This is a genomic window from Microbacterium arborescens (assembly GCF_030369635.1).
GTDB lineage: Bacteria > Actinomycetota > Actinomycetes > Actinomycetales > Microbacteriaceae > Microbacterium.
The window spans coordinates 2,626,313-2,650,398 of record NZ_CP128474.1; the positions used below are offsets into that span (position 1 = coordinate 2,626,313).

The following is a 24,086-nucleotide window of genomic DNA, read 5'->3' on the forward strand; positions in this document are numbered from 1 at the left end:
CGCTACCCTGTCGACATGACGACCGCCACCGCTGATCTCTATGACGAACGCGGCGACGAGCTCGACTCGCTCGGCGTCCAGCTCCTCGACCTCGGCGGCCGGAGAGCCTTCGAGGGCCCGATCCGCACCGTGCGCTGCCATCGCGACAACGCACTCGTGAAACAGGTGCTGGCGACGCCGGGCGACGGCGCGGTGCTCGTCGTCGACGGCGGAGGGTCGCTCGAATCGGCTCTCGTCGGCGATCTGATCGCCGCATCCGCCGTCGAGAACGGGTGGGCGGGCATCGTCGTGAACGGCGCGATCCGCGACCGTGCGGCGATCGCGTCGCTCGACCTCGGTGTCAAGGCGCTCGGCTCGAACCCGCGTAAAAGCGGCAAGGCGGGCATCGGCGAGGTCGATGTGCCGGTCACGGTCGGAGGCGTCGTCTTCACACCCGGCCGGCGCCTCTGGGCCGACGCCGACGGCGTGCTCGTCGAGCGCTGAGCGTCTAGGCCATCCGCTCGAACGTGAGCGCGTAGATGGTGGGGTCGCCGGCAAGGTCCATCGTGACGCTCATGCCGGGCTGGTCGATCGTGACGTCGAAGGCGATCGTGCTGTTCTCGCACGTCACGGGCTCGCTCGGCGAGGCTCCGTCGACCGGGCCCGCCGTCACCGTGATCGTGCCGGCGCCGCGGCACGCGACCTGCGCCTGGTAGGTGCCGGCGGGCAGCGACGAGAACTGCGATGTCTGGTGCGCGGAGGTGTGCTGACTGAGCCACCCCGACAACGTGCCCATGCCGGTCGTGTCCGAGGAACGCGGCACGGCCGTCTCGGCCCAGTCCGCGATCTCATCGACCGGCAGCGGCAGCTGCTCCTCGTCGGTGCGTGCATCGGATGTCGGTGTGGGCGATGGCGATGGCGTGGAACCGGCGGATGCCGACGGCTCTGCCACCTCGCCGTCTACGACCGGACCGGTGCAGCCGGCGAGGGAGAACACGAGGAACGCGGCCGCCGCAAGCGGCGCCGCCTGACGTTTCGTGGTCGAACGCATCCGGGCACTCTGCCATCGATGCCGTGAGCAGACAACCACCTCGGGCGAAAGAAAGTACGGTCGAAGGTGACAGCTTCGCCGAACCGAGGGGACCGCATGTCCGACACCCGCAGCCGCATGCGCGGCGGACGCCGCCGCACCGATGAGGGGCCCCGAGCCCGGCTCTCGCAGCTGCTCCCCTACCTGTTCGAGCACAAAGGAGTGCTCGTCGCGGTCGCCGTGCTGAGCATCGTCGAGGCTGTCGCCACGCTGGGCCAGCCGCTCGTCGTCGGGCAGGTCATCGAGCGTGTGCAGGCGGGCGACGCGCTCGGCATCCTCGTGTGGGCACTCGTGATCCTCGTCGTCGTCTCATCCGCCATCGGCGCCTTCCAGCACTATCTGCTCCAGCGCACCGGCACGGCGGTGGTGTTCTCCAGCCGCCGCCGTCTCATCGCGCGGCTGCTGCGGCTGCCGATCTCCGAGTTCGACGCCCGGCGCACCGGCGACCTCGTCTCGCGGGTGGGCACCGACACGACCCTGCTCTACGCCGTGCTCACCCAGGGCCTCGCCGACTCCGTCGGCAACGCGTTGATCTTCGTCGGCGCGATCGTCGCGATGCTCTTCATCGACCCCTTGCTCCTGCTGCTCATCGTCATCGTGATCGGAGCCTCCGTCGCCGTCGTCGTGGGCCTGAGCACCCGCATCCGCCGTGCCACACGCGAACAGCAGGAGCGCGTCGGCGAACTGGCCTCGGGCGTCGAACGGGCGATCGGCTCGATCCGCACCATCCGTGCCGCTGGAGCGACCGAGCGCGAGGAAGCAGCCGTCACGGGTTCCGCTCGCCAGGCGTACGACGCGGGGGTGCGGGTCGCGAAGGCATCGGCTCTCGTCGTGCCCGTCGCGGGCATCGCGCTTCAGCTATCACTGCTCGTCGTGCTCGGCGTCGGCGGATACCGCGTGGCCTCGGGCGCCATCTCGATCGCGAGCCTCGTGACGTTCGTGATGTTCCTGTTCTTCCTCGTGCAGCCGCTGGCGTCGTTCCTCGGGGCGATCACCTCGGTCAACCAGGCGCTCGGCGCGCTCGGCCGCATCCAGGAAGTGCTCGATCTGCCCACGGAGGACTCGGCCGACCCGGATGCCGCGGCCGCCGTCACCGCCTCGGGCGACAGCGACGTCGCGATCGAGTTCCGAGAGGTGCACTTCCACTACCCCGAGGCCGTCGTCGCGGCTCGGCGCACCGCGTCGGACGAAGCGCTGCGCACGCTCGCCGACGCGCGCGTCGACACCTCCTCGGTCACCGCGGTGACCGAGGGAGCCGGTGCTTCGGAGAGCGACGCGGATGCCGAAGCGGTCTCCGTCCCGGCAACCGGGGCTGTCGCCGCCGGTGAGGGCGAGGTGCTCCGGGGCGTCAGCTTCCGCGTTCCCCGCGGCGCGCGCGTGGCCCTCGTCGGCCCCTCGGGTGCGGGCAAGTCGACGACCCTCGCCCTGATCGAACGGTTCTACGACGTCACCGGCGGAGCGGTGCTGGTCGGGGGCACCGACATCCGGTCGATCCCCCGCGCCGAACTGCGCGCACAGCTCGGTTACGTCGAGCAGGACGCCCCCACCCTCGCGGGCACGATCGCCGACAATCTGCGGCTGGCCGCCCCCGAGGCCACCGACGCGGAATGCGAACGTGTTCTGCGCGCGGTCAACCTCGGCGACGTGCTCGAGCGCAGCGAGCTGGGGCTCGAGGCTCCGGTCGGCGAAGCGGGTGTCATGCTCTCGGGCGGAGAGCGTCAACGTCTCGCGATCGCGCGCGCCCTGCTGGCGGCTCCCCCGGTCCTCCTGCTGGACGAGTCGACGTCGTCGCTCGACGGACTCAACGAGCAGCGGATGCGCGAGGCCATCGACGCGGTCGCGACGGGACGCACCCTCGTGGTCATCGCGCACCGGCTCTCGACGGTCGTCGACAGCGACGTCATCGTGGTGCTCGACCATGGCCGGGTCGTAGGCCAGGGCACGCACTCCGAGCTCGTCGCCACGGTGCCGCTGTACCGCGATCTCGCGAAGCACCAGCTGCTCGTCTGAGGCCCACGCCTTCTCGCCGAGAACGCACCATCGCCACGAGCGCGCACCCTCTGCGGTGCGTTCTCGCGGCGACGGTGCGTCCTCGCGGCCGGCGCGGGGCGGCGGGACGGGGCGACGTCAGGCGCGGTGGCCGAGGCGGTAGCGCAGGGCCTCGAGCTCGGAGCGCAGTGCCGCGGGCAGCCGGTCGCCGAAGGTGTCGTAGAACTCCTCGGTGAGGTCGGCCTCGCGCAGCCACGACTCCGTGTCGACCGCGAACAGCTCGTCGAGATCACGCTGGGACACCTCGATGCCGTCGAGGTTGAGGTCATCGGTGCGCGGCAGACGGCCGATCGGGCTTTCGACGGCGTCGACCTCACCGTTCAGGCGGCGGACGATCCAGTCGATGACCCGCGAGTTGTCACCGAAGCCGGGCCACAGGAACCGCCCGTCCGCGCCCTTGCGGAACCAGTTCACCTGGAACACGCGCGGAGCCCGGTCGAAGCGCAGCTTCTGCCCGACCTTGAGCCAGTGCGCGAAGTAGTCGCCCATGTTGTAACCGCAGAACGGCAGCATCGCGAAGGGGTCGCGGCGCAGCTCCCCGAGCGTCCCCTCAGCCGCCGCCGTGCGCTCCGACGAGATGGTCGAGCCGATGAAGACGCCGTGCGTCCAGTCGGTCGCCTCGACGACGAGCGGGACATTCGTCGCCCGGCGGCCGCCGAAGAGGATGGCGTCGAGCGGCACGCCCTCGGCGGCATCCCAATCCGACGCGATCTGGGGGCACTGAGCGGCGCTGACGGTGAAGCGCGAGTTGGGGTGCGCGGCCGGCCGGCCCGAGTCGGGCGTCCAGTGCTTGCCCTCCCAATCGATGAGCTCGGCGGGCGCCTCGTCGGTGAGTCCCTCCCACCAGACGTCGCCGTCGGGACGCAGCGCCACGTTCGTGAAGATCGTGTTGCCCCACAGCGTCTCGACCGCCGTGACGTTCGTCGATTCCCCGGTGCCCGGGGCGACGCCGAAGAAGCCCGCCTCGGGGTTGATCGCCCACAGCCGGCCGTCGGATCCCGGACGCAGCCAGGCGATGTCGTCGCCGAGCGTCTCGACCCGCCATCCGGGGATCGTGGGACGCAGCATCGCGAGGTTCGTCTTGCCGCAGGCCGAGGGGAACGCCGCGGCCACGTGGTAGGCCTTGCCGGCCGGGTCGATGACCCGGATGAGCAGCATGTGCTCGGCGAGCCAGCCCTCGTCGCGGCCGATCACCGACGCGATGCGCAGCGCGAAGCACTTCTTGGCCAGGATGGCGTTGCCGCCGTAGCCCGACCCGAACGACCACACCTCGAGAGTGTCGGGGAAGTGGACGATGTATTTCTCGTCGTTGCACGGCCACGCGACATCCGCCTCGCCGGGTGCCAGCGGCGCACCGACCGAGTGGACGGTCTTGACCCAGGGCTTGCCGTCGGCGATCTCGTCGAGCACGGCCGCACCGACGCGGGTCATGATGCCGATGGATGCCACCGCGTAGGCGCTGTCGGTGACCTGCACGCCGATGTGCGAGAGCGGGCCGCCGACCGCTCCCATCGAGAACGGCACGACGTACATGGTGCGCCCGCGCATCGACCCGGCGAACAGGGGCGTGATCGTCGTCCGGATGTCGTCGGGCGCGACCCAGTTGTTGGTGGGGCCGGCGTCCTCCTCGCGCTCGGACGCGATGAAGGTCCGCGCCTCGGTGCGAGCGACGTCGCTCGGGTGCGATCGGGCGAGGTACGACCCGGGCCGCCACCCGGGATTGAGCTTGATGAGCTTGCCCTCGTCGACCATCTCGCGCAGCAGCGCGTCGTTCTCGGCGGCCGAGCCGTCGACCCAGTGCACCCGATCGGGCCGCGTGAGCGCGGCGATCTCGTCGACCCAGGCGACGACATCCGCGAGCGGTCCGGATGCCGTCGCGGGCCGGGCGCCCAGATCGGTGCGGGGGCGGCGCTGCGCGCTGGCCGCGGCGGACGTACCGGTTGAGGCGGGACGGGTGAAGAGGTCGGCGATGGCCATGTCGGTCTCCTACATCGGCGGCGAGATCGGTGATACCTGACGATTCCAACGCACGAATACCCCGTCTTACAGAGATCGGTGCCTTCAAGAAACCCGAATCTTTCCCTATGATCAAGGAATGGCTGCATCCGGAATCGAACTCGCGACCCTCGGCCACCGCATCCGTCACCACCGAGTCGCCCGCGGGCTGACGCTCGACGAGCTCGGCGCGCAGGTCGGCGTCGCCGGCAGCCAGCTGAGCCTCATCGAGAACGGACGGCGCGAGCCCAAGCTCTCGTTGCTGCAGTCGATCGCCTCGGCGACCGACACCGATGTCGCCGATCTCCTCTCGCCCGAACCGCCGAACCGGCGCGCGGCCCTCGAACTCGAGCTCGAGCGCGCACAGGCCAGTCCCGTCTTCCGCAGGCTCGGGATCGCACCGGTACGCGCGGGCAAGACGATGAGCGACGAGACACTGGAGTCGATCCTCGGGTTGCATCGCGAACTGCAGCGCCGCGAGCGCGAGGCGATCGCGACGCCCGAAGAGGCTCGGCGTGCCAACACCGAGCTGCGCCTACGGATGCGCGAGGTCGCGAACTACCTCCCCGACATCGAGCGCCTCGCCGAGAAGCAGCTGAAGGCGGCCGGACACACCTCGGGCGCGCTGACGCATCGCACCGTGAGCATCATGGCCGAGCAGCTGGGGTTCGAGCTGCTGTACGTCGCCGACCTCCCGCACTCGGCACGCTCGGTCACCGACCTCGAGAACGGGCGCATCTACCTTCCCCCCGCGTCGATCCCGGGCGGCCATGGCCTGCGGTCGATGGCGCTGCAGGCGATGGCCCATCGCCTGCTGGGACACACTCCCCCGAACGACTACGCCGATTTCCTGCAGCAGCGCCTCGAGATCAACTACTACGCCGCGTGCTGCCTCATGCCCGAGACGGCCTCGGTCGCGTTCCTGTCGCAGGCGAAGAAGGACCGCAACCTGGCTGTCGAGGACTTCCGCGACGCGTTCGGGGTGACGCACGAGGCGGCCGGGATGCGGATGACGAACCTCATGACCACGCACCTGGGCATCCCGTTGCACTTCCTGCGCGTCGACGGGGCGGGCGCGATCACGCGGGTCTACGAGAACGACGGCCTGCCGCTGCCGATGGACGTCACCGGCAGCGTCGAGGGCCAGGTCGTGTGCCGGGCCTTCTCGGCGCGGTCGGCGTTCGAGGAGCAGAACCGCACCGTCGAGCACTACCAGTACACCGACACCCCGGGCGGAACCTTCTGGTGCTCGAGCCAGACCGGGACCACCGCTGAGGGCGAATTCTCGATCACCGTCGGCGTACCGTTCGATGACGCCCGCTGGTTCCGCGGACGCGAGACGCAGAAGCGGGCGACATCCACGTGCCCCGATGAGTCGTGCTGCCGGCGGCCCGATCCCGATCTGACGTCGCGATGGGAGGGCAAGGCCTGGCCGAGCGCTCGCGTGCACATGCAGATGTTCTCGCCGCTGCCGCGCGGCAACTTCCCCGGTGTCGACGACGGCGAGGTCTACGCCTTCCTCGACCGTCACGCCGCCGGCTGACCCGGGACAGCGCTCGAGGTCCCAGTTGGGCCGGGAATCACGCCGGGATACCCGGCCGAAGTGGGACCTCGGAGGCGCCGCGCGAGCTCAGCCGGCGAGGAAGCGTGAGACCCGCGCGAGCGCCGCCGCAATCGCGGATGCCGCGACCGACGGGTCCGTCACGAGCGTGGAGCCGGGTGGCAGATGGTGCCGCCCGAGGGCGACGGAGTGGCGCCAGGTGCCGATGACCCGGCCACGGGAGATCAGGATCGGCGCGACCTGGCCGTTCATGGTCGGGCCGATCCGCGACGCGAGGTCGGGGTCGCAGACGGTCGTCCGGTCGGCGTAGGAGAGGTAGTACTCGTCGAAGGCGGGGAGGGCGACGACATCCCCGCCGTCGCGGCCGGGAACCGAGCCGGAGGTGGATGCCGACGCGCCGGGCTCGGCATCCGGTGCCGCGAACAGTCCGGTCTCGACCTCGACGACCCGGTCACCAGCCGCCTCGGCCGCACGTCGCGACATCCCGATCGGCAGGCCCGCCCACCATCGGAAGTCCTCGATGCGCGCGGGTCCGTGCGAGCGCATGTAGCTCACGAACATCTCGGCGAGCGGATCGTCGGGCATCCGCCCCGATGGCAGCTCGTCCACGGCGACGAGGAACTGGTCGCGGGTCGGCCCGCCCTCGCGCGGCACCACCGGGCCGAAGGCGAGCACCCCGCGCACGGCAAGCGCCGAGAGGATGTGGTTGCCGCGCGAGCGTTCCGTCTCGATGCCGGCGCCGCGCAGGAGGTCGGCGAACTCGTCGCGCGTGAGCCGGTTCCCGCCGCGCAGCGCCTGCCGGGCGGCGCGCTCAGCCGTCGCCAGCACCGCATCGTCGACCGCGAGCCCACGCAGGATGCCGGCTGCCGCGCGCTGCTGGCGCTCGGCGGTCACCGCGAGCATCCCGGCGAGGTCGACCGAGCGCACGATGTGCAGCGTCCCGCGTTGCGTCCACGAGCGCACGAGTGTGCCGTCCTCGAACGCGGCATCCACCGCGCGCAGCGCGGGCTCGCCGTCGGTGCGGACGGCGAGCGCCCATCGTCCGGACCAGAAGTCCTGCGCCTGTAGCGCGAGCATGTGAGCCGCGGCCTCGCCGAGTGACGACGCGGGTTCACTCAGCAGGTGGGAACGCAGCCGCTGCGCCGCGATCACCTCAGCTTCCCCGCGGCATCCTTTGCCGCTATCGCCCCCACCGTTGTCCCGCACGCCGCCGATCCTGCCCGATCCCGCCCCCGCGGGTCCACTTCCTGCGAGGTCCCACTTGGGCCGGGTAAGCGCGGCTCATACCCGGCCCAAGTGGGACGTCGCAGGGTTCGGGCCCCGCCGCCGCGCAGGCCGTAACACGACGACCCGCGCGCCCCGCGGTATCCGGGGCAGGTGAGAATGGATGCAGCCGCCGGTGACAGCACGCCGATGCGCGGCATCCGCACCCGGAGGTTCCCCGATGTCCCGCTCTCTTGTCCGCGCCGCGTCGATCGGCGTCGCTGCGCTCGCGATCCTCCTCGCCGGCTGCTCGTCCTCGCCTGCGCCCGCCGCCTCCGGCGACGCCTCCGGACCTGCCGCCGAAGACTACGTCACCCCCGGCAAGCTCACCTTCGCCACCGGCGAGACGGCCTACGAGCCGTACTTCGTCGACGACGACCCCGAGTCGGGCGAGGGCTTCGAAGCCGCCGTCGCCTACGCCGTCGCCGACAAGCTCGGCTTCGCACCGGATGACGTCGTGTGGGTGCGCACGAGCTTCGAGGCCGCGATCGCGCCCGGGCCGAAGAGCTTCGACATCAACGTCCAGCAGTACACGATCACGGATGAGCGCAAGCAGGGCGTCGACTTCTCGTCGCCCTACTACTCGGCCAGCCAGTCGATCGTCGCGATCGCGGGCGGCGCGGCCGACGGCGTCTCCGACATCGCGGGCCTGACCGACCTCACGATCGGCGCGATGGCGAACTCCACCAGCGCCCAGACGCTGGCAGAGGTCGCGCCCGACGCCGAGGCCCGCCTGTACAACTCCAACGAGGATGCCGTGGCCGCCCTCGGCGCGGGACAGATCGACGCGATCGTGCTCGACACGCCCACCGCCTACCTCGCCGTCAACTTCTACATCGAGAACTCGTTCTTCGTCGGCGAGCTGCCGAAGGCGGGCATCGAGGACGAATGGGGCCTGTTGCTGGCGAAGAACTCGCCGCTCACCCCGGCCGTGACGGCCGCCGTCGACGAACTGCGCGAGGACGGCACCCTCGCCGACCTCGAGCAGAAGTGGCTCTCGGGTCTCACGGAGGGCGTGACGCTCCTCCAGTGAGGGCGCGCTAGCGTCTATCCGTGACCTCCTCCGTCCCGAGCGCGCTCGAACTCGAGCGCCGTGCGTATCGGCGCGGCCGCGAGCGCCGGTCGGTGCTGATCGCCGTCGCGTCGACGCTCGCCTTCGCCGCCGTCGTCTGGGTGATGGTGATCAACACGGAGGGCTGGGCGACCGTCCAGCGGAGCTTCTTCGACCCCGCCGTGGCGGTCCAGGCGCTGCCGGAGGTGTGGCAGGGGTTCCTCGTCAACCTGCAGGTGCTCGCGATCTCGGTGTTCACGGTCGCCGCGGTGGCCCTGGTGCTGGCGCTGCTGCGCACCCTGCGGGGGCCGGTGTTCTTCCCGCTCCGCCTGATCGCCGCCGCCTACACCGACCTGTTCCGAGGCCTGCCCTTCGTCATCGTGCTGTACCTCATCGGGTTCGGGCTGCCGACGATCCTGAACACCCGCATCGACCCGGTGCTGCTGGGTGTCCTGGCCATCACGCTGACCTACTCGGCCTACGTCGCGGAGGTCGTCCGGGCGGGCATCGAGTCGGTGCATCCGTCGCAGCGTCTCGCCGCCCGCGCGCTCGGGCTCAGCTACCCGCAGACCCTGGTGCGAGTCGTGCTGCCACAGGCGCTGCGCAAGATGACCCCGCCGCTCATGAACGACTTCATCTCGATGCAGAAGGATGTCGGGCTGATCTCGATCCTCGCCGCATTCGACGCGATCGCCGAGGCGCGGGGAGTGGTCGCGACGACCTACAACTTCACCCCGTATGTCGTGGCGGGCGTGCTGTTCGTGCTGCTCGCGATCCCGACGATCCGGCTCACCGATTGGTACACCGCGAGGCTTCGACGCCGCGAGCAGACGGGATCGGTGCTGTGAGCGAGGTCACTGCGGGCACCGACGTCCTGCACGCCAGCGGCATCCGCAAGTCGTTCGGCGACAAAGAGGTGCTTCGCGGCGTCGATGTATCGCTCGCCCGGCACGAGGTCGTCGCCCTGATCGGTGCGAGCGGTTCGGGCAAGTCGACCCTGCTGCGTTGCCTCGGCCTGCTGGAGCCCATCGACGACGGGCAGATCCTGCTGGCCGGCGAGGACATCTCCGATCCTCGCGTCGACGCGAACGCGGTGCGGGCACGCCTGGGAGCGGTGTTCCAGAGCTACAACCTCTTCCCGCATCTGTCGGTGCTCGACAACGTGACCCTGGCCTCCCGCGTCGTGCATCGCGTGCCACGGCGCGAGGCGGAGGCGCGGGCGCGTGAGCTCCTCGCGCGCATCGGGCTGGCCGACAAGGCCGGTGAGCACCCCGATCGGCTCTCGGGCGGCCAGCAGCAACGGGCGGCGATCATCCGTGCGATCGCGACGGACCCCGAGGTGCTGCTGCTCGACGAGATCACGTCGGCACTCGACCCCGAACTCGTCGGCGAGGTCCTCGAACTGGTCCGTGATCTCGCCGTGGCCGGGTCGACGATCCTGATGGCGACGCACGAGATGGCGTTCGCGAGGGATGTCGCCGACCGGGTGGTCTTCCTCGACCAAGGCGTCATCGTCGAGGAAGGTGCACCGTCGGAGGTCTTCGGCTCCCCGCGCGAACCGCGCACGCGCGCCTTCCTCTCCCGCTTCCTCCTCTGACCCCACTCCCCCTCCACCCCGTCGAGTCGCCAGACAACGCGGGTCCGGGCGGGCCGGCATCCGCAGTTCGTGGCGAGTCGACGAGCGGGGGGCGGGGACGCGGAGGCCGGGGTCAGGCGGTCGCGCGCTCGGCGGCTTCGACGACGTTGGTCATCAGCAGGGCGACGGTCATCGGGCCGACGCCGCCGGGGTTCGGCGAGAGCAGGCCCGCGACCTCGGCGACATCCGGTGCGATGTCGCCGTAGACCTTCGACTTGCCGGTCTCGGGGTCGTTCTCGCGCGTGACCCCCACGTCGAGCACGGCGGCGCCCGGCTTCACATCGGCAGCGGTCACGAGATGCTTCACGCCTGCGGCGCCGACGATCACGTCCGCCTCGCGCAGGTGCGCACCGAGGTCGGCGGTTCCGGTGTGGGTGAGGGTCACCGTGGCGTTGATCTCGCGACGGGTCAGCAGCAGGCCGATGGAGCGGCCGATCGTGACACCGCGGCCGACCACGACGACGTGCTTGCCCGCGAGGTCGTACCCGTTGCGCTGCAGCAGCTCGATGACGGCACGCGGCGTGCAGGGCAGGGGCGTCGTGATGGGGTCGTTGACGTTGAGCACGAGACGCCCGAGGTTGACGGGGTGCAGACCGTCGGCATCCTTCGCGGGGTCGATGCGCTCGAGGATCCGGTCGGTGTCGAGGTGCTTCGGCAGCGGGAGCTGCACGATGTAGCCGTGGCACGTCGGGTCTGCGTTGAGGCGGTCGATGACCTCCTCGACCTCGGCCTGGCTCGACTCTGCCGGCAGCTCGATCTGGATCGAGTTCATGCCGATCGCCTCGGACTCGCGGTGCTTCATCCCGACGTACAGCTGGGATGCCGGGTCGGCGCCGACCAGCACCGTCGCGATGCCCGGGGTCACCCCGCGCGCCTTCAGCGCGGCGACGCGCTCGGCCAGTTCGGTCTTGATGGCGGCGGCGGTGGCCCGCCCGTCGAGCTTCTGCGCGGTCATGTCAGTCTCCGTTCGAGAGGGATCGCGGTCGTGGGGCCGCGGCCGCCGAGAGCGCATGGCCCCCGCGAGAACGTACCGCGCGGGGTGCGTTCTCGCGGAGCGGGTGCGTTTTCGGCGACCGGCGACGCCGGGTTACTGCTGCAGGCCGGGGTACAGCGGGAAGGCGTCGGCGAGCGTCGCCACGCGAGCGCGCAGGGCCTCGAGGTCGGCGCCGGGCTGCAGCGCGAGCGCGATGATGTCGGCGACCTCGGTGAATTCAGCGTCGCCGAAGCCGCGGGTCGCGAGAGCGGGCGTGCCGATGCGCAGGCCCGAGGTGACCATCGGCGGACGCGGGTCGTTCGGCACCGCGTTGCGGTTGACCGTGATGCGGATCTCGTGCAGCAGGTCTTCGGCCTGCTTGCCGTCGAGCTCGGCGTCGCGCAGGTCGACGAGCACGAGGTGGACGTCGGTGCCGCCCGAGCGGACGGCGATGCCGGCATCCGCGACATCCCGCTGCGTCAGGCGGTCCGCGATGATCGCGGCGCCGCGCACGGTGCGCTCTTGGCGTTCCTTGAACTCCGGCGTCGCGGCGAGCTTGAACGCCGTCGCCTTCGCCGCGATGACGTGCATGAGCGGGCCGCCCTGCTGACCCGGGAAGACGGCGGTGTTGATCTTCTTGGCCAGGTCGGCATCGTTCGTGAGGATGATGCCCGAGCGGGGGCCGCCGATGGTCTTGTGCACCGTCGACGAGACGACGTGGGCGTGCGGCACGGGCGACGGGTGCACACCCGCGGCCACGAGACCGGCGAAGTGCGCCATGTCGACCCAGAGGTACGCGCCGACCTCGTTGGCGATCGCACGGAACGCGGCGAAGTCGAGCTGACGCGGGTAGGCCGACCAGCCCGCGATGATGACCTTCGGCTTGTGCTCGTGGGCGAGGCGGCGGACCTCGTCCATGTCGATCAGCGAGGTCTCGGGATTCACGCCGTAGGCGACGATGTCGTACAGGCGGCCCGAGAAGTTGATCTTCATGCCGTGGGTGAGGTGGCCGCCGTGGTCGAGCGAGAGGCCCAGGAGCGTGTCGCCGGGGCGCGCGATGGCGTGGAGCACGGCGGCGTTGGCCGTCGCGCCCGAGTGGGGCTGGACGTTGGCGAACGCGGCGCCGAAGAGCGACTTGGCGCGCTCGATCGCGAGCTCCTCGGCGACGTCGACCTCTTCGCAGCCGCCGTAGTAGCGGCGACCCGGGTAACCCTCGGCGTACTTGTTGGTGAGCACCGACCCCTGCGACTGCAGCACCGAGACGGGCACGAAGTTCTCGGATGCGATCATCTCGAGGTAGCCGCGCTGGCGGTCGAGCTCGCGCTCGAGGACCTGAGCGATCTCGGGGTCGACCTCGGCGAGCGGGGCGTTGAAATACGAATCGGTCATGACGATCTCCTGACGACGGCTTTCACGAACAGAGGTTCCACATCGGCCCAGGCGTGCGGTCGAATGCCGTGTCGGTCGCTCCCCGGTGGTGGCCCACCTCAACGCCAGTCGCGACGCGTCCGAGCATAACGGATGCCGCGCTGGTACGCTGGCACGAAAGTTTGTTAGGCATCCTTACAGATAGGGGCGCGATGACGTCGCTGCCACTGGTCCCGCTGCCCTCCTCCGTCACGCCCTCTCCCGGCGCATTTTTCGCGCTCACCGCCGACGTGGCTGTGACCGGCGATGCGGATGCCGCGGGCGTGCTCCACCGGCTCATCCTGACCCGCACGGGCCTCCACATCACGGCAGATCCCGGTCGCGCCGTCATCGACGCCGCAGTCGACGGCGACGGCCCGCCCGAGTCGTACCGGATGTCGGTCGACGAGCACCGCGTGTCGATCCGAGGCGCCGACGCCGCTGGCCTCTTCTACGGAGCCCAGACTCTCGGCCAGCTCATCGCCGGGTCGCCGGAAGGCTGGGTCATCCCCGCCGTCGACATCGCCGACGAGCCTCGCTTCGCCTACCGCGGCGTCATGCTCGACGTCGCGCGCCACTTCCACGACGTCTCGACCGTCACCGCCTACCTCGAGCGGGCGGCGAGCCTGAAGTTCAACGTCCTGCATCTGCACCTCACCGACGACCAAGGCTGGCGGCTCGCTCTGGCCAGCCGCCCCGAGCTCGCCGCCCGCGCTTCGTCGAGCGCGGTGGGCGGTGATCCCGGCGGGTTCTACACACCCGACGACTACCGCGCGATCATCGCGCACGCCGCCGCGAACCACATGACCGTCGTCCCGGAGTTCGACATGCCGGGACACACCCACGCCGTCGGCCTGGCCTACCCCGAGGTCGCGGCCGCGCCGTCGCTGGAGGGGTGGGATGCCGCGGGCGGCCCGACCCCCGTCGCCGGAGAGCCGTACTCGGGCATGGGCGTCGGCTTCTCGTCGCTGCGCATCGGCGCACCGGCGACCGACGCGTTCGTCGAGGACGTCCTGACGGAGCTGGCGGAGCTGACGCCCGGGCCGTACCTGCACTTCGGCGGCGACGAGGCGCACGGCACCCCGGCGGCGGACTTCGCGACCTTCGTCGCGCGCACGTCGCGAGTCATCTCGCGCCTCGGCAAGACCCCGGTGGCGTGGCACGAGGCCGGCGCTGCCGACGACCTCGCACCGGGCACGATCGGTCAGTACTGGGGCTTCGTCACACCGACCGACGGCGCTGACGAGCGGGCGCGGGCGTTCGTCGCGCGGGGCGGCCGCGTCATCCTCTCCCCCGCCGACGCCGTGTACCTCGACATGAAGCCGACCGCCGATGCGCCGCTCGGGCTGACCTGGGCGAACGGCCCGACGAGCCTCGAGCGGGCGTACTCGTGGGAGCCGGTCGATGTCGTGTCCGGCCTCACCGACGACGACATCCTCGGGGTCGAAGCCCCGCTGTGGACCGAGACCGTGCGCGATCTCGACGGCATCGACGCCCTGGCCTTCCCGCGCATCGCGGCTGCGGCCGAAGCCGCCTGGTCGGTCGCCACCGGGGCCGCCGATGACCGCACGTGGGAGTCGTTCCGCGAGCGGGTCGGCGGGCTCGGGCCGCTGTGGACGACCCTCGGCATCCGTTTCCCCGCTTCGTCGGAGGTGGCATGGACCCCGTGAACCACGTCATCCATTCCGCGCGGCTCATCGACGGCGGACGCGAGACGCCCGACGCGTGGCTCGTCGTACGCGGCGGCCGGGTCGAGGCGCACGGCACCGGCGACACGTGGCGGGGCGCGGTGGCCGGCGCACCGGTCGACGAGATCGTCGACGCCGTCGAGGCCGCTGGTCCCGGCGCGACGATCACACCCGGCTTCATCGACATCCATGGTCACGGCGGCGGTGGCGCGGCGTACGACGACGGCGCCGACGCGATCCGCACGGCCCGCGACCTGCATCGCGCTCACGGCACGACCCGTGCGGTCATCTCGCTCGTCACCGCGTCGGTCGACGACCTGGCACGCCGGGTCTCGGCGATCGCCGATCTCACCGAAACAGACGGCACCGTCTTGGGCTCGCACCTCGAAGGCCCGTTCCTCGACCTCGGGCACCACGGCGCCCACGACCCCGGGCTGCTCATCGCCCCCGCGTCCGACGCCGTGGCGCGGCTGATGGATGCCGGGCGCGGCACCGTCCGTCAGGTCACGATCGCCCCCGAGCTTCCCGGCGCCCTCGCCGCGATCGAGCGCATCGTCGCCGCGGGTGCGGCGGCCGCCGTCGGGCACACCGACGCGGATGCCGAGACCACGCGCGCCGCGTTCGATGCCGGCGCCACGATCCTCACCCATGCCTTCAACGCCATGCCGGGACTCCACCACCGCGAGCCCGGCCCCATCGGCGCGGCCACCGCCGACCCGCGGGTCACGCTCGAGGTCATCGCCGACGGCGTGCATCTCGCTCCCGAGGTGGTGCGGATCGCCTTCGCCGCCGCCCCCGGGCGCATTGCGCTCGTCACCGATGCGATGGCGGCTGCCGGCTCGGCCGATGGCGACTACGTGCTCGGGGCGCTCGCGGTGCGCGTCGAGAACACCGTGGCGCGGCTGCTCGACGGAACGATCGCCGGGTCCACCCTCACGCAGGATGCCGCGCTGCGGACGGCGGTCGCCGCGGGCGTGGACCTGCCGGCGGCCGTCACGGCGCTGACAACCACTCCGGCCCAGGCGATCGGCCGCCCCGAGCTCGGATCGCTCGCGATCGGAAGCCCGGCGGACGCCGTGCTGCTCGACGCCGATCTCGTGGTCCGCCGCGTGTGGACCGGGTGCGCGTGACCCGCTCGCCGGAGGTCTCTCCCGGGGCGGTGGCGTGAGGCCGGCGCCTAGAATCGGAGGCATGTCCGAACTGCCGAACGTCCGTCCTGCCAACCCCGAGGCGCCGCAGCAGGCGGCCGGCACGCGGCGGGCTCTCTCGGCGGTCGAGCTCCTCGCCTTCGCCTGTCTGCTGTTCGCCGTCGCGACGTTCGCGATCTGGGGCTTCGCCGCGTGGGACTTCCCGCTCAATCTGGTCGCGGGCATCGGGGCTCCTGTCGCCGCGATCCTCCTGTGGGCTCTGTTCGTCTCGCCGCGCGCCGTGCTCGTCGTGCACCCGTTCGTGCGCGCCCTCGTGGAGCTGTTCGTGTATGCCTCGGCCACCATCGCCTGGTGGAGCATGGGCCAGGCCTGGATCGGTCTGGTGTTCGGAGTCATCGCGGTGACCTGCGGCGTGATCGCCGGGCGCCGGCGCCTGTCATGACCGTGCCCGACGTCGTCGCCCGGCTCGTCGCCGAGCTCGGCGACCGCGTCGATGTCACGGACGCCGGCCGCACCGCTGCCCGGGCCGACAAGTCGGGCCAGGCGGCATCCGGGTCGCCCCTCGCTGTCGTCCATGCCCGCACCGTCGACGACGTCCAGACGACGATGCGCATCGCCTCGGCGACCGGCACCCCCGTGGTCCCGCGCGGCGCCGGCACGGGGCTGGCCGGCGGCGCGAACACCGGGGTCGGCGAGATCGGGCTGTCGCTGCGTTCGATGGACCGCATCCTCGAGGTCCACCCCGACGACCTCATCACGGTGGTCGAGCCCGGCATCTTGAACGGACAGTTGAACGCCGCCCTCGCGGAGCACGGCCTGTGGTGGGCTCCCGATCCCGCGAGCCGCGACATCTCCACCGTCGGCGGCAACATCGCCACGGGCGCGGGCGGCCTGCTGTGCGCGAAGTACGGCGTGGTCCGAGACGCGGTCCTCGGGCTCGATCTCGTCCTCGCCGACGGGCGCCTGATGCGCCTGGGCCACCGGACGGTCAAGGGCGTGACGGGTCTCGACCTGACCTCGCTCGTCATCGGCTCGGAGGGCATCCTGGGCATAGTCGTCGCCGCGACGTTGAAACTCCGCCGCCTCGTTCCCGGTGAGGCGCGCACGATCGCCGCGACGTTCGGCGATGTCCGCGCCGCGGCGGTCGCGGCGTCGGCGGTCACCGCAGCCGGGATCCAGCCGGCGATCATGGAACTGATGGACGCAACCTCGCTGGCGGCCTCGCATCGTCTGCTCGGTCTTCCCGCCCCCACCCCCGGCGCCTCGCAGCTGACGGTCCAGACCGACGGCCCCGGGGCGACCGCCGAAGCGGAGGCCGTCGTGGCGGTGCTCGCCGCGGCAGGCGGCACCGTTCGCCTCGCCCGGGACGACGCGGAGGCTCAGCAGCTGTGGACCGTGCGGCGGTCGATGCATCCGGCCATGGAGACGCTGGGGACTGCACTCATCGAAGACGTCTCGGTGCCGCGCAGCGCCCTGCCCGCGATGTTCGACGAGATCGCGCGCATCGAAGAGCGCTTCGGTCTGACGATCCCCACCGTCTGCCACGCGGGCGACGGCAACCTGCATCCGAACTTCATCTTCGACGGCGACGAGGTTCCCGAGGTGATCTGGGAGGCGGCGGAAGACCTCTTCCAGTCGGCTCTACGCCTCGGCGGAACACTCACCGGGGAACACGGCGTGGGCGTCCTCAAACGACGCTGGCTCGCCGACGAGCTCGGCGACGACCAGTGGGAGCTGCAGCGCCGCATCGCGCGGGTCTTCGACCCCGCCGGCATCCTGAACCCCGGGAAGGTGTTCGCACAGTGACCGCATCCGTCCCCGCCCGGGAGGTGCACGTCAGCGCCGCGGTGGTGACCGACGGCGACGGGCGCACGCTCCTCGTCCGCAAGCGCGGCACCGAGCGGTTCATGGCGCCCGGCGGCAAGCCCGAGCCGGGCGAGTCGGCCGGCGCGGCCCTCGTCCGCGAGCTGCACGAAGAGCTCGGCGTCGTCGTGGCCGAACCCGACCTCGTCTATCTCGGCCGGTTCGAGTCGGATGCCGCGAACGAGCCGGGTTTCCGCGTGGTCGCCGAAGCGTTCGCGATCACGCTCGACCCCGCGTCGGTCAGCGCAGCCGCCGAGATCGCCGAGGCGCGTTGGCTCACGGCGGACGAAGCCGCCGCGTTGCCACTGGCACCGCTCAGCACCGAGCATCTGCTTCCGCTCGCCTGGGCCTGAACAGCGGCCCCCAGGGCTCCCACCGGCACATCGCGGGGCACGAGCTCGACCCGCTGGTCCAGCCGCAGCGACCGCAGGAACGGCGACGCCGCGGCGGACTCGGCGAGCGCCGCCCGCACGGGGCTGAGCAGGCGGTCGGCGAGCGCGGCGATGCCCCCACCCAGGACGACCACGTCGACGTCGGTCGTGAGCACCAGGAGCCGAACCCCTGCGGCGACGCCGTGGACCAGGTCGCCTCGGATGGCGCCCGCGCGCTCGTCTCCCGCATCGGCGGCGTCGAAGACCGTCAGCACCGGGAGCGGCGCGGCTTCGCCCCAGCGCTCGGCGACGGCTCCGCCGCCGGCGAACGCCTCGATGCATCCGTATTGTCCGCAGCGGCAGCGAGGGCCGTCGGGGTCGATGGGGATGTGGCCGATCTCGCCGGCCGCGCCGCGTGCGCCGCGCCTCGGTCCGGTCTCGTCGACGATTCCCGCCGCGACGCCGGTACCGAGATTGAGGTAGGCGAGCGATCCGCCCGCGGGCCGGAGTGAGCGCGCGCCGACAGCCGCGTAGCGCACGTCGTTGTCGATCGAGGGCCTGACGCCTAGCCGCGCCCCGACAGCCTCGGCGAGGTCGTACCGCTCGATCCCGAGGTTCAGAGCGTGCTCGACGACGCCGCTTCCCGGCAGGATCTGTCCCGGAACCCCGACGCCGATGGCGACGTCCGTCTCACTGCCCGCGAGGTCGGCGACGATGGCTGCGACGCCGTCGGCGACGGCATCCCCGCCCCATCCGGTGGGCCGGCGCCGCCGCGCGATCTCGTCACCGTGGTCGTCGACGGACACGGCGAGGATCTTCGTGCCGCCCACGTCGACACCGATGCGCAGCGTCATCCCTTCACTGCGCCCGAGACGAGCCCGCCCGACATCCGCCCCTGCACGATGAGGAAGAAGATCACGACGGGGATCGAGATGAGGGTGGATGCCGCCATCACGGCGCCCCAGTTGGTCGCGGCGGTCGCCGACTGGAACGACAGCAGCCACGGCGGGAGGGTCAGGTTGTAGCCCTTCATGAGCAGCAGCGCCATCGTGAACTCGTTCCACGACTGGATGAACGCGAAGATGCCGGTCGCGACGAGCCCGGGGGCCAGCAGCGGGAAGGTCACCTTCCAGAACGCCTGGGTGCGCGTGCACCCGTCGATCATGGCCGCCTCTTCGAGGTCTGCCGGGACTCCCGCGACGAAGCCGCGCAGGGTCCAGATCGTGAAGGGGATGACGGCGGCGACGTAGACGATGCCGAGGCCGATGAGGGTGTTCATCAGGCGCCAGTCGTCGATCATGCCGTAGATCGTGAACATCATCGCCTCGCCGGGGATCATCTGCACGATGAGCACGGCGACGATGAACGAGCGCCGGCCGCGGAAGCGGATGCGGGCGACCGCGATCGAGGCGAGGAAGGCCAGCACCAGGGTGACGACGAGGACGCCCACGGTCACCAGGGTCGACGACAGCAGACCGTGCACGAAGTCGGTCTGCCCCGGAGCCGCCTCGCGCGTCCACGCGGTCGCGTAGTTGCCGAGGGTGAAGTCGAAGGGCAGGAAGCTCGGGGTGCGGCTGATGATGCTCTCGCCGCGCGTGAACGACATGTTCAGCATCCAGTAGACGGGGAACACCGAGCAGACGAAGACGATCAGCGCCGCGAGGTTCAGTCCCGCCCGCGAGAGGATGCGGCGACGCGGCGGTCGCCTCACGTCGAGCGATCGCGGCCGGGGGCGCTTCGCGCGCCCCACCTCGCCGACGACCTCGTCGACCCCGATCGTGCCGAGCTGGGTCGCCGGGGTGACCTGGGTGCTCACAGCTCCTCCTCCTTGAGCGTGGTGCGGATGTATCCCCATGACAGGGCGAGGAGCAGCACGACCATGAGCACGCCGATCGCACTCGTCACGCCGAACTCCCCCGGCCCTTGCCGGAAGATGTAGGTGCCGAGCACGTTGGTCTCGGAGATGAGGCCGCCGCGCTGCTGCAGCGCGTAGACCTGGGTGAAGATGCGGAGGTTCCAGATGACCTGGAGCACGACGACGACCGTGACGACATTGCGCAGGTAGGGGAAGACCACGAGGCGGAAACGCTGCCAGCCCACCGCGCCGTCGAGGGATGCCGCCTCGAGCACCTCGGCGGGGACCTGTCCGAGTGCTGCGTAAAGGGTGAAGGCGGCGAAGGGCACGCCCTGCCAGACGACGATCACGGTGAGGACGAAGAAGAAGGACCACGGGTTGGCCAGCCACGAATGGTTGGTCCAGTCGGTCGATCCCGTCATGGTGTTCAGGGCCCAGTTGACGATGCCGTACTGCGAGTCGAAGATCCAGCCCCAGACGGTGGTCGCCGCCAGCGGCGGCATCGCCCAGGCGAGCAGGAGGCCGAGCGACACGAGGACGCGCCAGCCTCGCCGCAGCCGCGTCATGAGCACGGCGACGAGAGCGCCGAGGCTGACGATCAGCACGGTCATCACCACCATCAGCCCGAGGCTGCGGACGAGGACGGCCGGGAAGTCGGACTGCGTGAAGACCTCGAGGTAGTTCTCGAAACCGATGAAGTCGGGCAGCGTGCCCTGCACCTTGTTGCGGATGGCGTAGTCGGTGAACGACTGCACGAGCATCAGCACGGCGGGATAGCCGACCATCACCCCGAGGATGATGAGCGATGGGCCGAGCAGTGTCAGCGCGCCGACGTTGTCACGCCGTCGGCGCGACCGTTCCCGCTCGCCCGGCGTCGGCGACGCCGGGCGCTTCGCGCGGCGGGGCGGGCGGGTGAGGACGTCTGTCATCGTCCTGTCCTCTCTGCGATCGTCGTGGGACGCGGGGCCGGGCGCCGCGTCCCACGACGCCCGGCTACTTGTTGAGGATCGCTTCGATCTGGCTGTCGAGCTCGGTCGCGATCGCGGTGACGTCGCCGCCCTGTGCGATCTTGACCAGCGCGTCCTTGATGGCACCGGATGACTCGACCTCGGACCAATTCGGGCTCGCCGGCACGGCCTTCGACGACGCGACGGCCTTGGCGGCCTCGGCCGTGATCTCGTCGTCGGGCAGGAACTCGGCGAAGGAGGTCAGCGCGGGGATCAGGCCGTTCTCGGCGAGGATCTTCTGGTAGCCCTCCGAGAGGATGATCTTCAGCGCAGCCTCGGCCTTGTCGGGTGCGTCCGACTTCGCGGCGACGGCGATGTTCGAGCCTCCCGCGAACACCGGAGCGACCTCGCCGGCGGTCATGCCGGGAAGCGCGAAGGCCTTCAGGTCGGCGCCCGCGGTCTCGGGGCAGCCGGGAGCCTTCGCGTCGTCGGCGGGTGCGAGGATCGACCACTTCACCCAGGCGGGAGCGGAGAGGAATCCGACCTCGCCGGCGCAGAAGGGCACCTGGGGATCGGTCTCGTCCGCGTCGGCCGGCGCGATGGTGGCATTCTCGTAGACGTCCTGGAGCATCTCCAGACCGGCGATGCCGCCCGAGCTGGAGAACCCGCCCTTCCAGGTGTCGCCGTCCTGGGTCGCGATCTCGCCGCCGTTCGCCCAGACGTAGGGAAGGGCGTTGTACCAGTCCTTGCCGGGTGCGTAGATGCCCGACTTGGTGGCTGTCGTCGCGGCGATGCCGTCGGCCACGTACTCCTCGAGCGTCGTGGGCACCTCACCGCTGTATGAAGAGGGCGAGTAGAAGACGATGCGCGACCCCGCGTAGTACGGCGCGGCGTAGAGGCTGCCGTCCGCGGATCCGAGCTCGACGAAGCTCTGCAGCAACGCATCGCCGCCGAGGTCGGCCTCGATGTCGGAGATGTCGAGGAACAGGCCCTGGTCGATGAAGCCGGGCGACTGCGTGTTGCCGACCTCGACCAGGTCGGGTGCGTCGTTCGATGACAGCGCGGCGACGTAGTTGTCCGCGGTGTCGGCCCAGGTCTTCTCCTCGATGGTCAACGTCCAGCCTTCGTTCTCGGCTTCGAACGTCTTCTTGAGGTAGTCGCGGGCGTCCTGCGGGGTGTCGGTGCCGACAAGCCACACGGTCAGGTCTCCGGTCTCGGCGCTCTGCCCCGCGTCGCCGCTCGCGCAACCGGCGAGCAGCAGGGCGGAGGCACCGAGGAGCGACAGTGCTCCGAGGCTCTTCTTCATGGTGATTCCTTCTTCTCTGGTGTCGACGAGTCGGATGGCTCGTCCGGGTGTGGAGCGGTTGGTGCGGGTGGATCTCAGCGGATGTGGAGCAGGGTCAGGAGACGCCGAGGCGACCTGACAGGACCATGACGGCAGCGCCGCGCAGGACGATGTCCTGGCCTTGCTCCGTCATCCGCACCTGCAGCTCGTCGTGGAACGTGGCGAGCGTGCGGGTGCGCACCGTCTCGGCAGCCGCCCGTGCGAGCGGGCCGTCGAGAAGTTCTGCGGGGCCGGAGAGGACGACCTCCGACAGATCGAGCGCCCCGACGATGGGGGCCAGTGCGATGCCGAGCCGCTCGCCCGCGTCGCGCAGGAGTCCCTCGCGATCGCTTTCGGCACCGGCTGCGAGGCGGGCGGAGAGAGAGGGGACCGAGATCCATGCCTCGAGACATCCCACCTTGCCGCAGGCGCAGTCGGGGCCGCCGTCGGTGCCCACGGTGACGTGACCGATCTCACCCGCGGCCGATCGCGCACCGCGCAGGGGGTCGCCGCCGGTGAGGAGCCCGGCACCGACGCCTCGGCCGACTTTGACGAGGATGACGTCGTCACCGGCTCCGCCGAACGTGTGCTCCGCGAGCACCGCGGCGTTCGCGTCGTTCGCGACGAGGACGGGCACGCCGACGGCATCGCTCAGGATGCCGGTGAGGTCGACGCCTTCCCAACCGAGGCCGGGCGCGGCGAGCACGACCCCGGCCGCGTCGACGACACCCGGGGTACCGACGCCCACCCCGAGCACGGGCGCATGCGCATCGCGCACGAGAGTGCGCGCCAGCTCGACGACCACCGGCAGGATGTCGGCGCGGTCTCGGGGGACGGCAGCCTCGTGACGCGCGACGATCTCGCCGTCGAGGGTCATGACTGCCCCCGCGAACAGGTCGTTCCCCGAGAGGTCGAGGCCGACGATGCGGTGCCCGTCACGAGCGAGATCGATGAGGATGGCAGGCTTGCCCGGGCCCGCGGCCTCGCGGACACCCTGTTCCGCCACGAAGCCGTCGCCGATGAGCTCGGCGACGAGGTCGGAGATCGTGACGCGCGTCAATCCGGTCTCGCGGGCCAGGTCGGCACGGCTCATCGCTCCCCCGTGGAAGAGCCGTTCGAGAACGAGCGCGCGGTTGTGCGCCCGAGCGTGCTCGGGCAGGATCTTCGCGCCTGGGCGCCGCGTGCGGGTCGTGCGCCGCGGGGCCTGGGTGTCCGAGCTCGTCATGTTTGTTAGTAGACCTTACGAAAGGGGCCGGCACAAGCGGCCGGGTCGGTTTTGCTAGTGATGTTTACAAACCCGTTACATCCGCGCCGCACGTCCAGACCAGATGTCAAGTGGGACTCTCCAGCGCCACTCCTCCGTAGGGTGGAGTGATCGCCGCCCCGAGGAGAACCGCATGAACCGTCGCTTGACCGCCCTCACCGTCACCGCGCTGGCGCTCGTCGCCCTGACCGGATGCACCGGGGGCGACGACTCCGCCTCCGGAGGCTCGAACGCCGCGAGCAACCAGTCGGTCGAAGACGCGTGCACGCAGGTCGACGACGTCATGACCGAAGCCACGCAGGGCATCCAGGAGATCGACCCCTCCGACCCCGCCGCGGCGGCGAGTGCGCTGCGCACCATCTCCGACGGCATGGGCGAGGCTGCCGCCCAGGTCACCAACGAAGAAGTCTCGGGCATCCTCCCCGACCTGCAGACGGCGTTCTCCTCGGCCGCCGATTCGATGGAGGCCGTCGCCGCCGGCGACACCGATCGAGCCACGGAGCTGACCACGGCGCTCAGCGACGTCCAGGGCAGCATCGACACCTACACCGAACTCTGCGGCGCCAGCTGAGCACCCGGCGCGAGCCGGATTGCGCCGCTGAATAACACTCTGGTTTCACTC

The 24,086-nt window shown here is 70.8% G+C and carries 21 protein-coding genes, 1 pseudogene and 1 riboswitch; of the genes and pseudogenes, 12 read left to right on the forward strand and 10 right to left on the reverse strand.

What is annotated here, in order from left to right; all coding sequences use genetic code 11:
• Positions 1-15: 15 nt before the first annotated feature.
• Entirely contained in the window at positions 16-483 is a 468-nt protein-coding gene (gene rraA, locus QUC20_RS12475) for a ribonuclease E activity regulator RraA (protein ID WP_120264634.1), read from the forward strand.
• Between the two features lie 4 nt (positions 484-487).
• Here rraA and QUC20_RS12480 read toward each other — a convergent pair whose 3' ends face one another.
• Positions 488-1,030 (reverse strand): hypothetical protein, encoded by a 543-nt coding sequence (locus QUC20_RS12480; protein ID WP_289330081.1) that lies wholly within the window; start codon positions 1,028-1,030, stop codon positions 488-490.
• 96 nt (positions 1,031-1,126) lie between these two features.
• Here QUC20_RS12480 and QUC20_RS12485 point away from each other — a divergent pair, with 96 nt between their 5' ends.
• Positions 1,127-3,079 (forward strand): ABC transporter ATP-binding protein, encoded by a 1,953-nt coding sequence (locus QUC20_RS12485; protein ID WP_289330082.1) that lies wholly within the window; start codon positions 1,127-1,129, stop codon positions 3,077-3,079.
• Between the two features lie 117 nt (positions 3,080-3,196).
• Here the strand turns inward: QUC20_RS12485 and QUC20_RS12490 are convergent, their stop codons facing one another.
• On the reverse strand, positions 3,197-5,095 hold the full coding sequence (locus tag QUC20_RS12490) for a phosphoenolpyruvate carboxykinase (GTP) (RefSeq protein WP_289330083.1): 1,899 nt from the start codon (positions 5,093-5,095) through the stop codon (positions 3,197-3,199).
• A gap of 118 nt (positions 5,096-5,213) precedes the next feature.
• Between QUC20_RS12490 and QUC20_RS12495 the strand changes: the two genes are divergently transcribed.
• Entirely contained in the window at positions 5,214-6,656 is a 1,443-nt protein-coding gene (locus QUC20_RS12495; protein ID WP_289330084.1) for an XRE family transcriptional regulator, read from the forward strand.
• Positions 6,657-6,743: 87 nt separating this feature from the next.
• Here QUC20_RS12495 and QUC20_RS12500 read toward each other — a convergent pair whose 3' ends face one another.
• Entirely contained in the window at positions 6,744-7,826 is a 1,083-nt protein-coding gene (locus QUC20_RS12500; protein WP_289330085.1) for a winged helix DNA-binding domain-containing protein, read from the reverse strand.
• A 292-nt stretch (positions 7,827-8,118) separates the two neighbouring features.
• On the opposite strand from QUC20_RS12500, the gene QUC20_RS12505 reads away from it, so the two are divergent.
• From QUC20_RS12505 to QUC20_RS12515, 3 genes are read left to right on the forward strand one after another with little or no spacing between them, the layout of a single operon-like run.
• On the forward strand, positions 8,119-8,970 hold the full coding sequence (locus QUC20_RS12505) for an ABC transporter substrate-binding protein (protein ID WP_289330086.1): 852 nt from the start codon (positions 8,119-8,121) through the stop codon (positions 8,968-8,970).
• Between the two features lie 20 nt (positions 8,971-8,990).
• A complete protein-coding gene (locus QUC20_RS12510) occupies positions 8,991-9,836 on the forward strand; it encodes an amino acid ABC transporter permease (RefSeq protein ID WP_289330087.1) in 846 nt (281 codons plus the stop codon).
• Positions 9,833-10,585: an amino acid ABC transporter ATP-binding protein gene (locus QUC20_RS12515; RefSeq protein ID WP_120264627.1), complete on the forward strand. Its 753-nt coding sequence runs from the start codon at positions 9,833-9,835 to the stop codon at positions 10,583-10,585. The genes QUC20_RS12510 and QUC20_RS12515 overlap by 4 nt, the downstream gene beginning before the upstream one ends.
• Positions 10,586-10,697: 112 nt before the next feature.
• Here QUC20_RS12515 and QUC20_RS12520 read toward each other — a convergent pair whose 3' ends face one another.
• Both QUC20_RS12520 and glyA read right to left on the reverse strand, forming a co-directional pair.
• Positions 10,698-11,579 (reverse strand): bifunctional methylenetetrahydrofolate dehydrogenase/methenyltetrahydrofolate cyclohydrolase, encoded by an 882-nt coding sequence (locus tag QUC20_RS12520; RefSeq protein ID WP_289330088.1) that lies wholly within the window; start codon positions 11,577-11,579, stop codon positions 10,698-10,700.
• A 132-nt stretch (positions 11,580-11,711) separates the two neighbouring features.
• A complete protein-coding gene (glyA, locus tag QUC20_RS12525) occupies positions 11,712-12,986 on the reverse strand; it encodes a serine hydroxymethyltransferase (RefSeq protein ID WP_289330089.1) in 1,275 nt (424 codons plus the stop codon).
• A gap of 38 nt (positions 12,987-13,024) precedes the next feature.
• Positions 13,025-13,108, reverse strand: a riboswitch (ZMP/ZTP riboswitch).
• A gap of 69 nt (positions 13,109-13,177) precedes the next feature.
• On the opposite strand from glyA, the gene QUC20_RS12530 reads away from it, so the two are divergent.
• From QUC20_RS12530 to QUC20_RS15945, 5 genes and pseudogenes are all read left to right on the forward strand, one after another.
• The gene (locus QUC20_RS12530) at positions 13,178-14,674 is read left to right on the forward strand and encodes a beta-N-acetylhexosaminidase (RefSeq protein ID WP_289330090.1); all 1,497 of its coding nucleotides are present in this window, start codon (positions 13,178-13,180) and stop codon (positions 14,672-14,674) included.
• A complete protein-coding gene (locus QUC20_RS12535; protein WP_289330091.1) occupies positions 14,662-15,822 on the forward strand; it encodes an N-acetylglucosamine-6-phosphate deacetylase in 1,161 nt (386 codons plus the stop codon). The genes QUC20_RS12530 and QUC20_RS12535 overlap by 13 nt, the downstream gene beginning before the upstream one ends.
• Before the next feature lie 61 nt (positions 15,823-15,883).
• Positions 15,884-16,282, forward strand: a complete 399-nt coding sequence (locus QUC20_RS12540) for a YrdB family protein (protein WP_289330092.1) — start codon at positions 15,884-15,886, stop codon at positions 16,280-16,282.
• Positions 16,279-17,646 (forward strand): FAD-binding oxidoreductase, encoded by a 1,368-nt coding sequence (locus QUC20_RS12545; RefSeq protein WP_289330093.1) that lies wholly within the window; start codon positions 16,279-16,281, stop codon positions 17,644-17,646. Before QUC20_RS12540 ends, QUC20_RS12545 begins: the two co-directional genes overlap by 4 nt.
• Positions 17,647-17,690: 44 nt before the next feature.
• A pseudogene (locus QUC20_RS15945) lies at positions 17,691-17,957 on the forward strand (NUDIX hydrolase); the annotation flags it as partial.
• On the opposite strand, the gene QUC20_RS12555 reads toward QUC20_RS15945, so the two are convergent.
• From QUC20_RS12555 to QUC20_RS12575, 5 genes are all read right to left on the reverse strand, one after another.
• The gene (locus tag QUC20_RS12555) at positions 17,852-18,928 is read right to left on the reverse strand and encodes an ROK family protein (protein WP_353105706.1); all 1,077 of its coding nucleotides are present in this window, start codon (positions 18,926-18,928) and stop codon (positions 17,852-17,854) included. The pseudogene QUC20_RS15945 and the gene QUC20_RS12555 sit on opposite strands and share 106 nt — an antisense overlap.
• A complete protein-coding gene (locus tag QUC20_RS12560) occupies positions 18,925-19,890 on the reverse strand; it encodes a carbohydrate ABC transporter permease (protein WP_120264621.1) in 966 nt (321 codons plus the stop codon). Before QUC20_RS12560 ends, QUC20_RS12555 begins: the two co-directional genes overlap by 4 nt.
• Positions 19,887-20,858: a carbohydrate ABC transporter permease gene (locus QUC20_RS12565; protein WP_120264620.1), complete on the reverse strand. Its 972-nt coding sequence runs from the start codon at positions 20,856-20,858 to the stop codon at positions 19,887-19,889. Before QUC20_RS12565 ends, QUC20_RS12560 begins: the two co-directional genes overlap by 4 nt.
• A 64-nt stretch (positions 20,859-20,922) precedes the next feature.
• Complete coding sequence (locus QUC20_RS12570) at positions 20,923-22,182, reverse strand: extracellular solute-binding protein (RefSeq protein WP_120264619.1); 1,260 nt, start codon at positions 22,180-22,182, stop codon at positions 20,923-20,925.
• 94 nt (positions 22,183-22,276) lie between these two features.
• Positions 22,277-23,425, reverse strand: a complete 1,149-nt coding sequence (locus QUC20_RS12575; protein WP_120264618.1) for an ROK family transcriptional regulator — start codon at positions 23,423-23,425, stop codon at positions 22,277-22,279.
• A 172-nt stretch (positions 23,426-23,597) separates the two neighbouring features.
• Here QUC20_RS12575 and QUC20_RS12580 point away from each other — a divergent pair, with 172 nt between their 5' ends.
• Positions 23,598-24,035, forward strand: a complete 438-nt coding sequence (locus QUC20_RS12580; RefSeq protein WP_120264617.1) for a hypothetical protein — start codon at positions 23,598-23,600, stop codon at positions 24,033-24,035.
• The last annotated feature ends 51 nt before the right edge of the window (positions 24,036-24,086 follow it).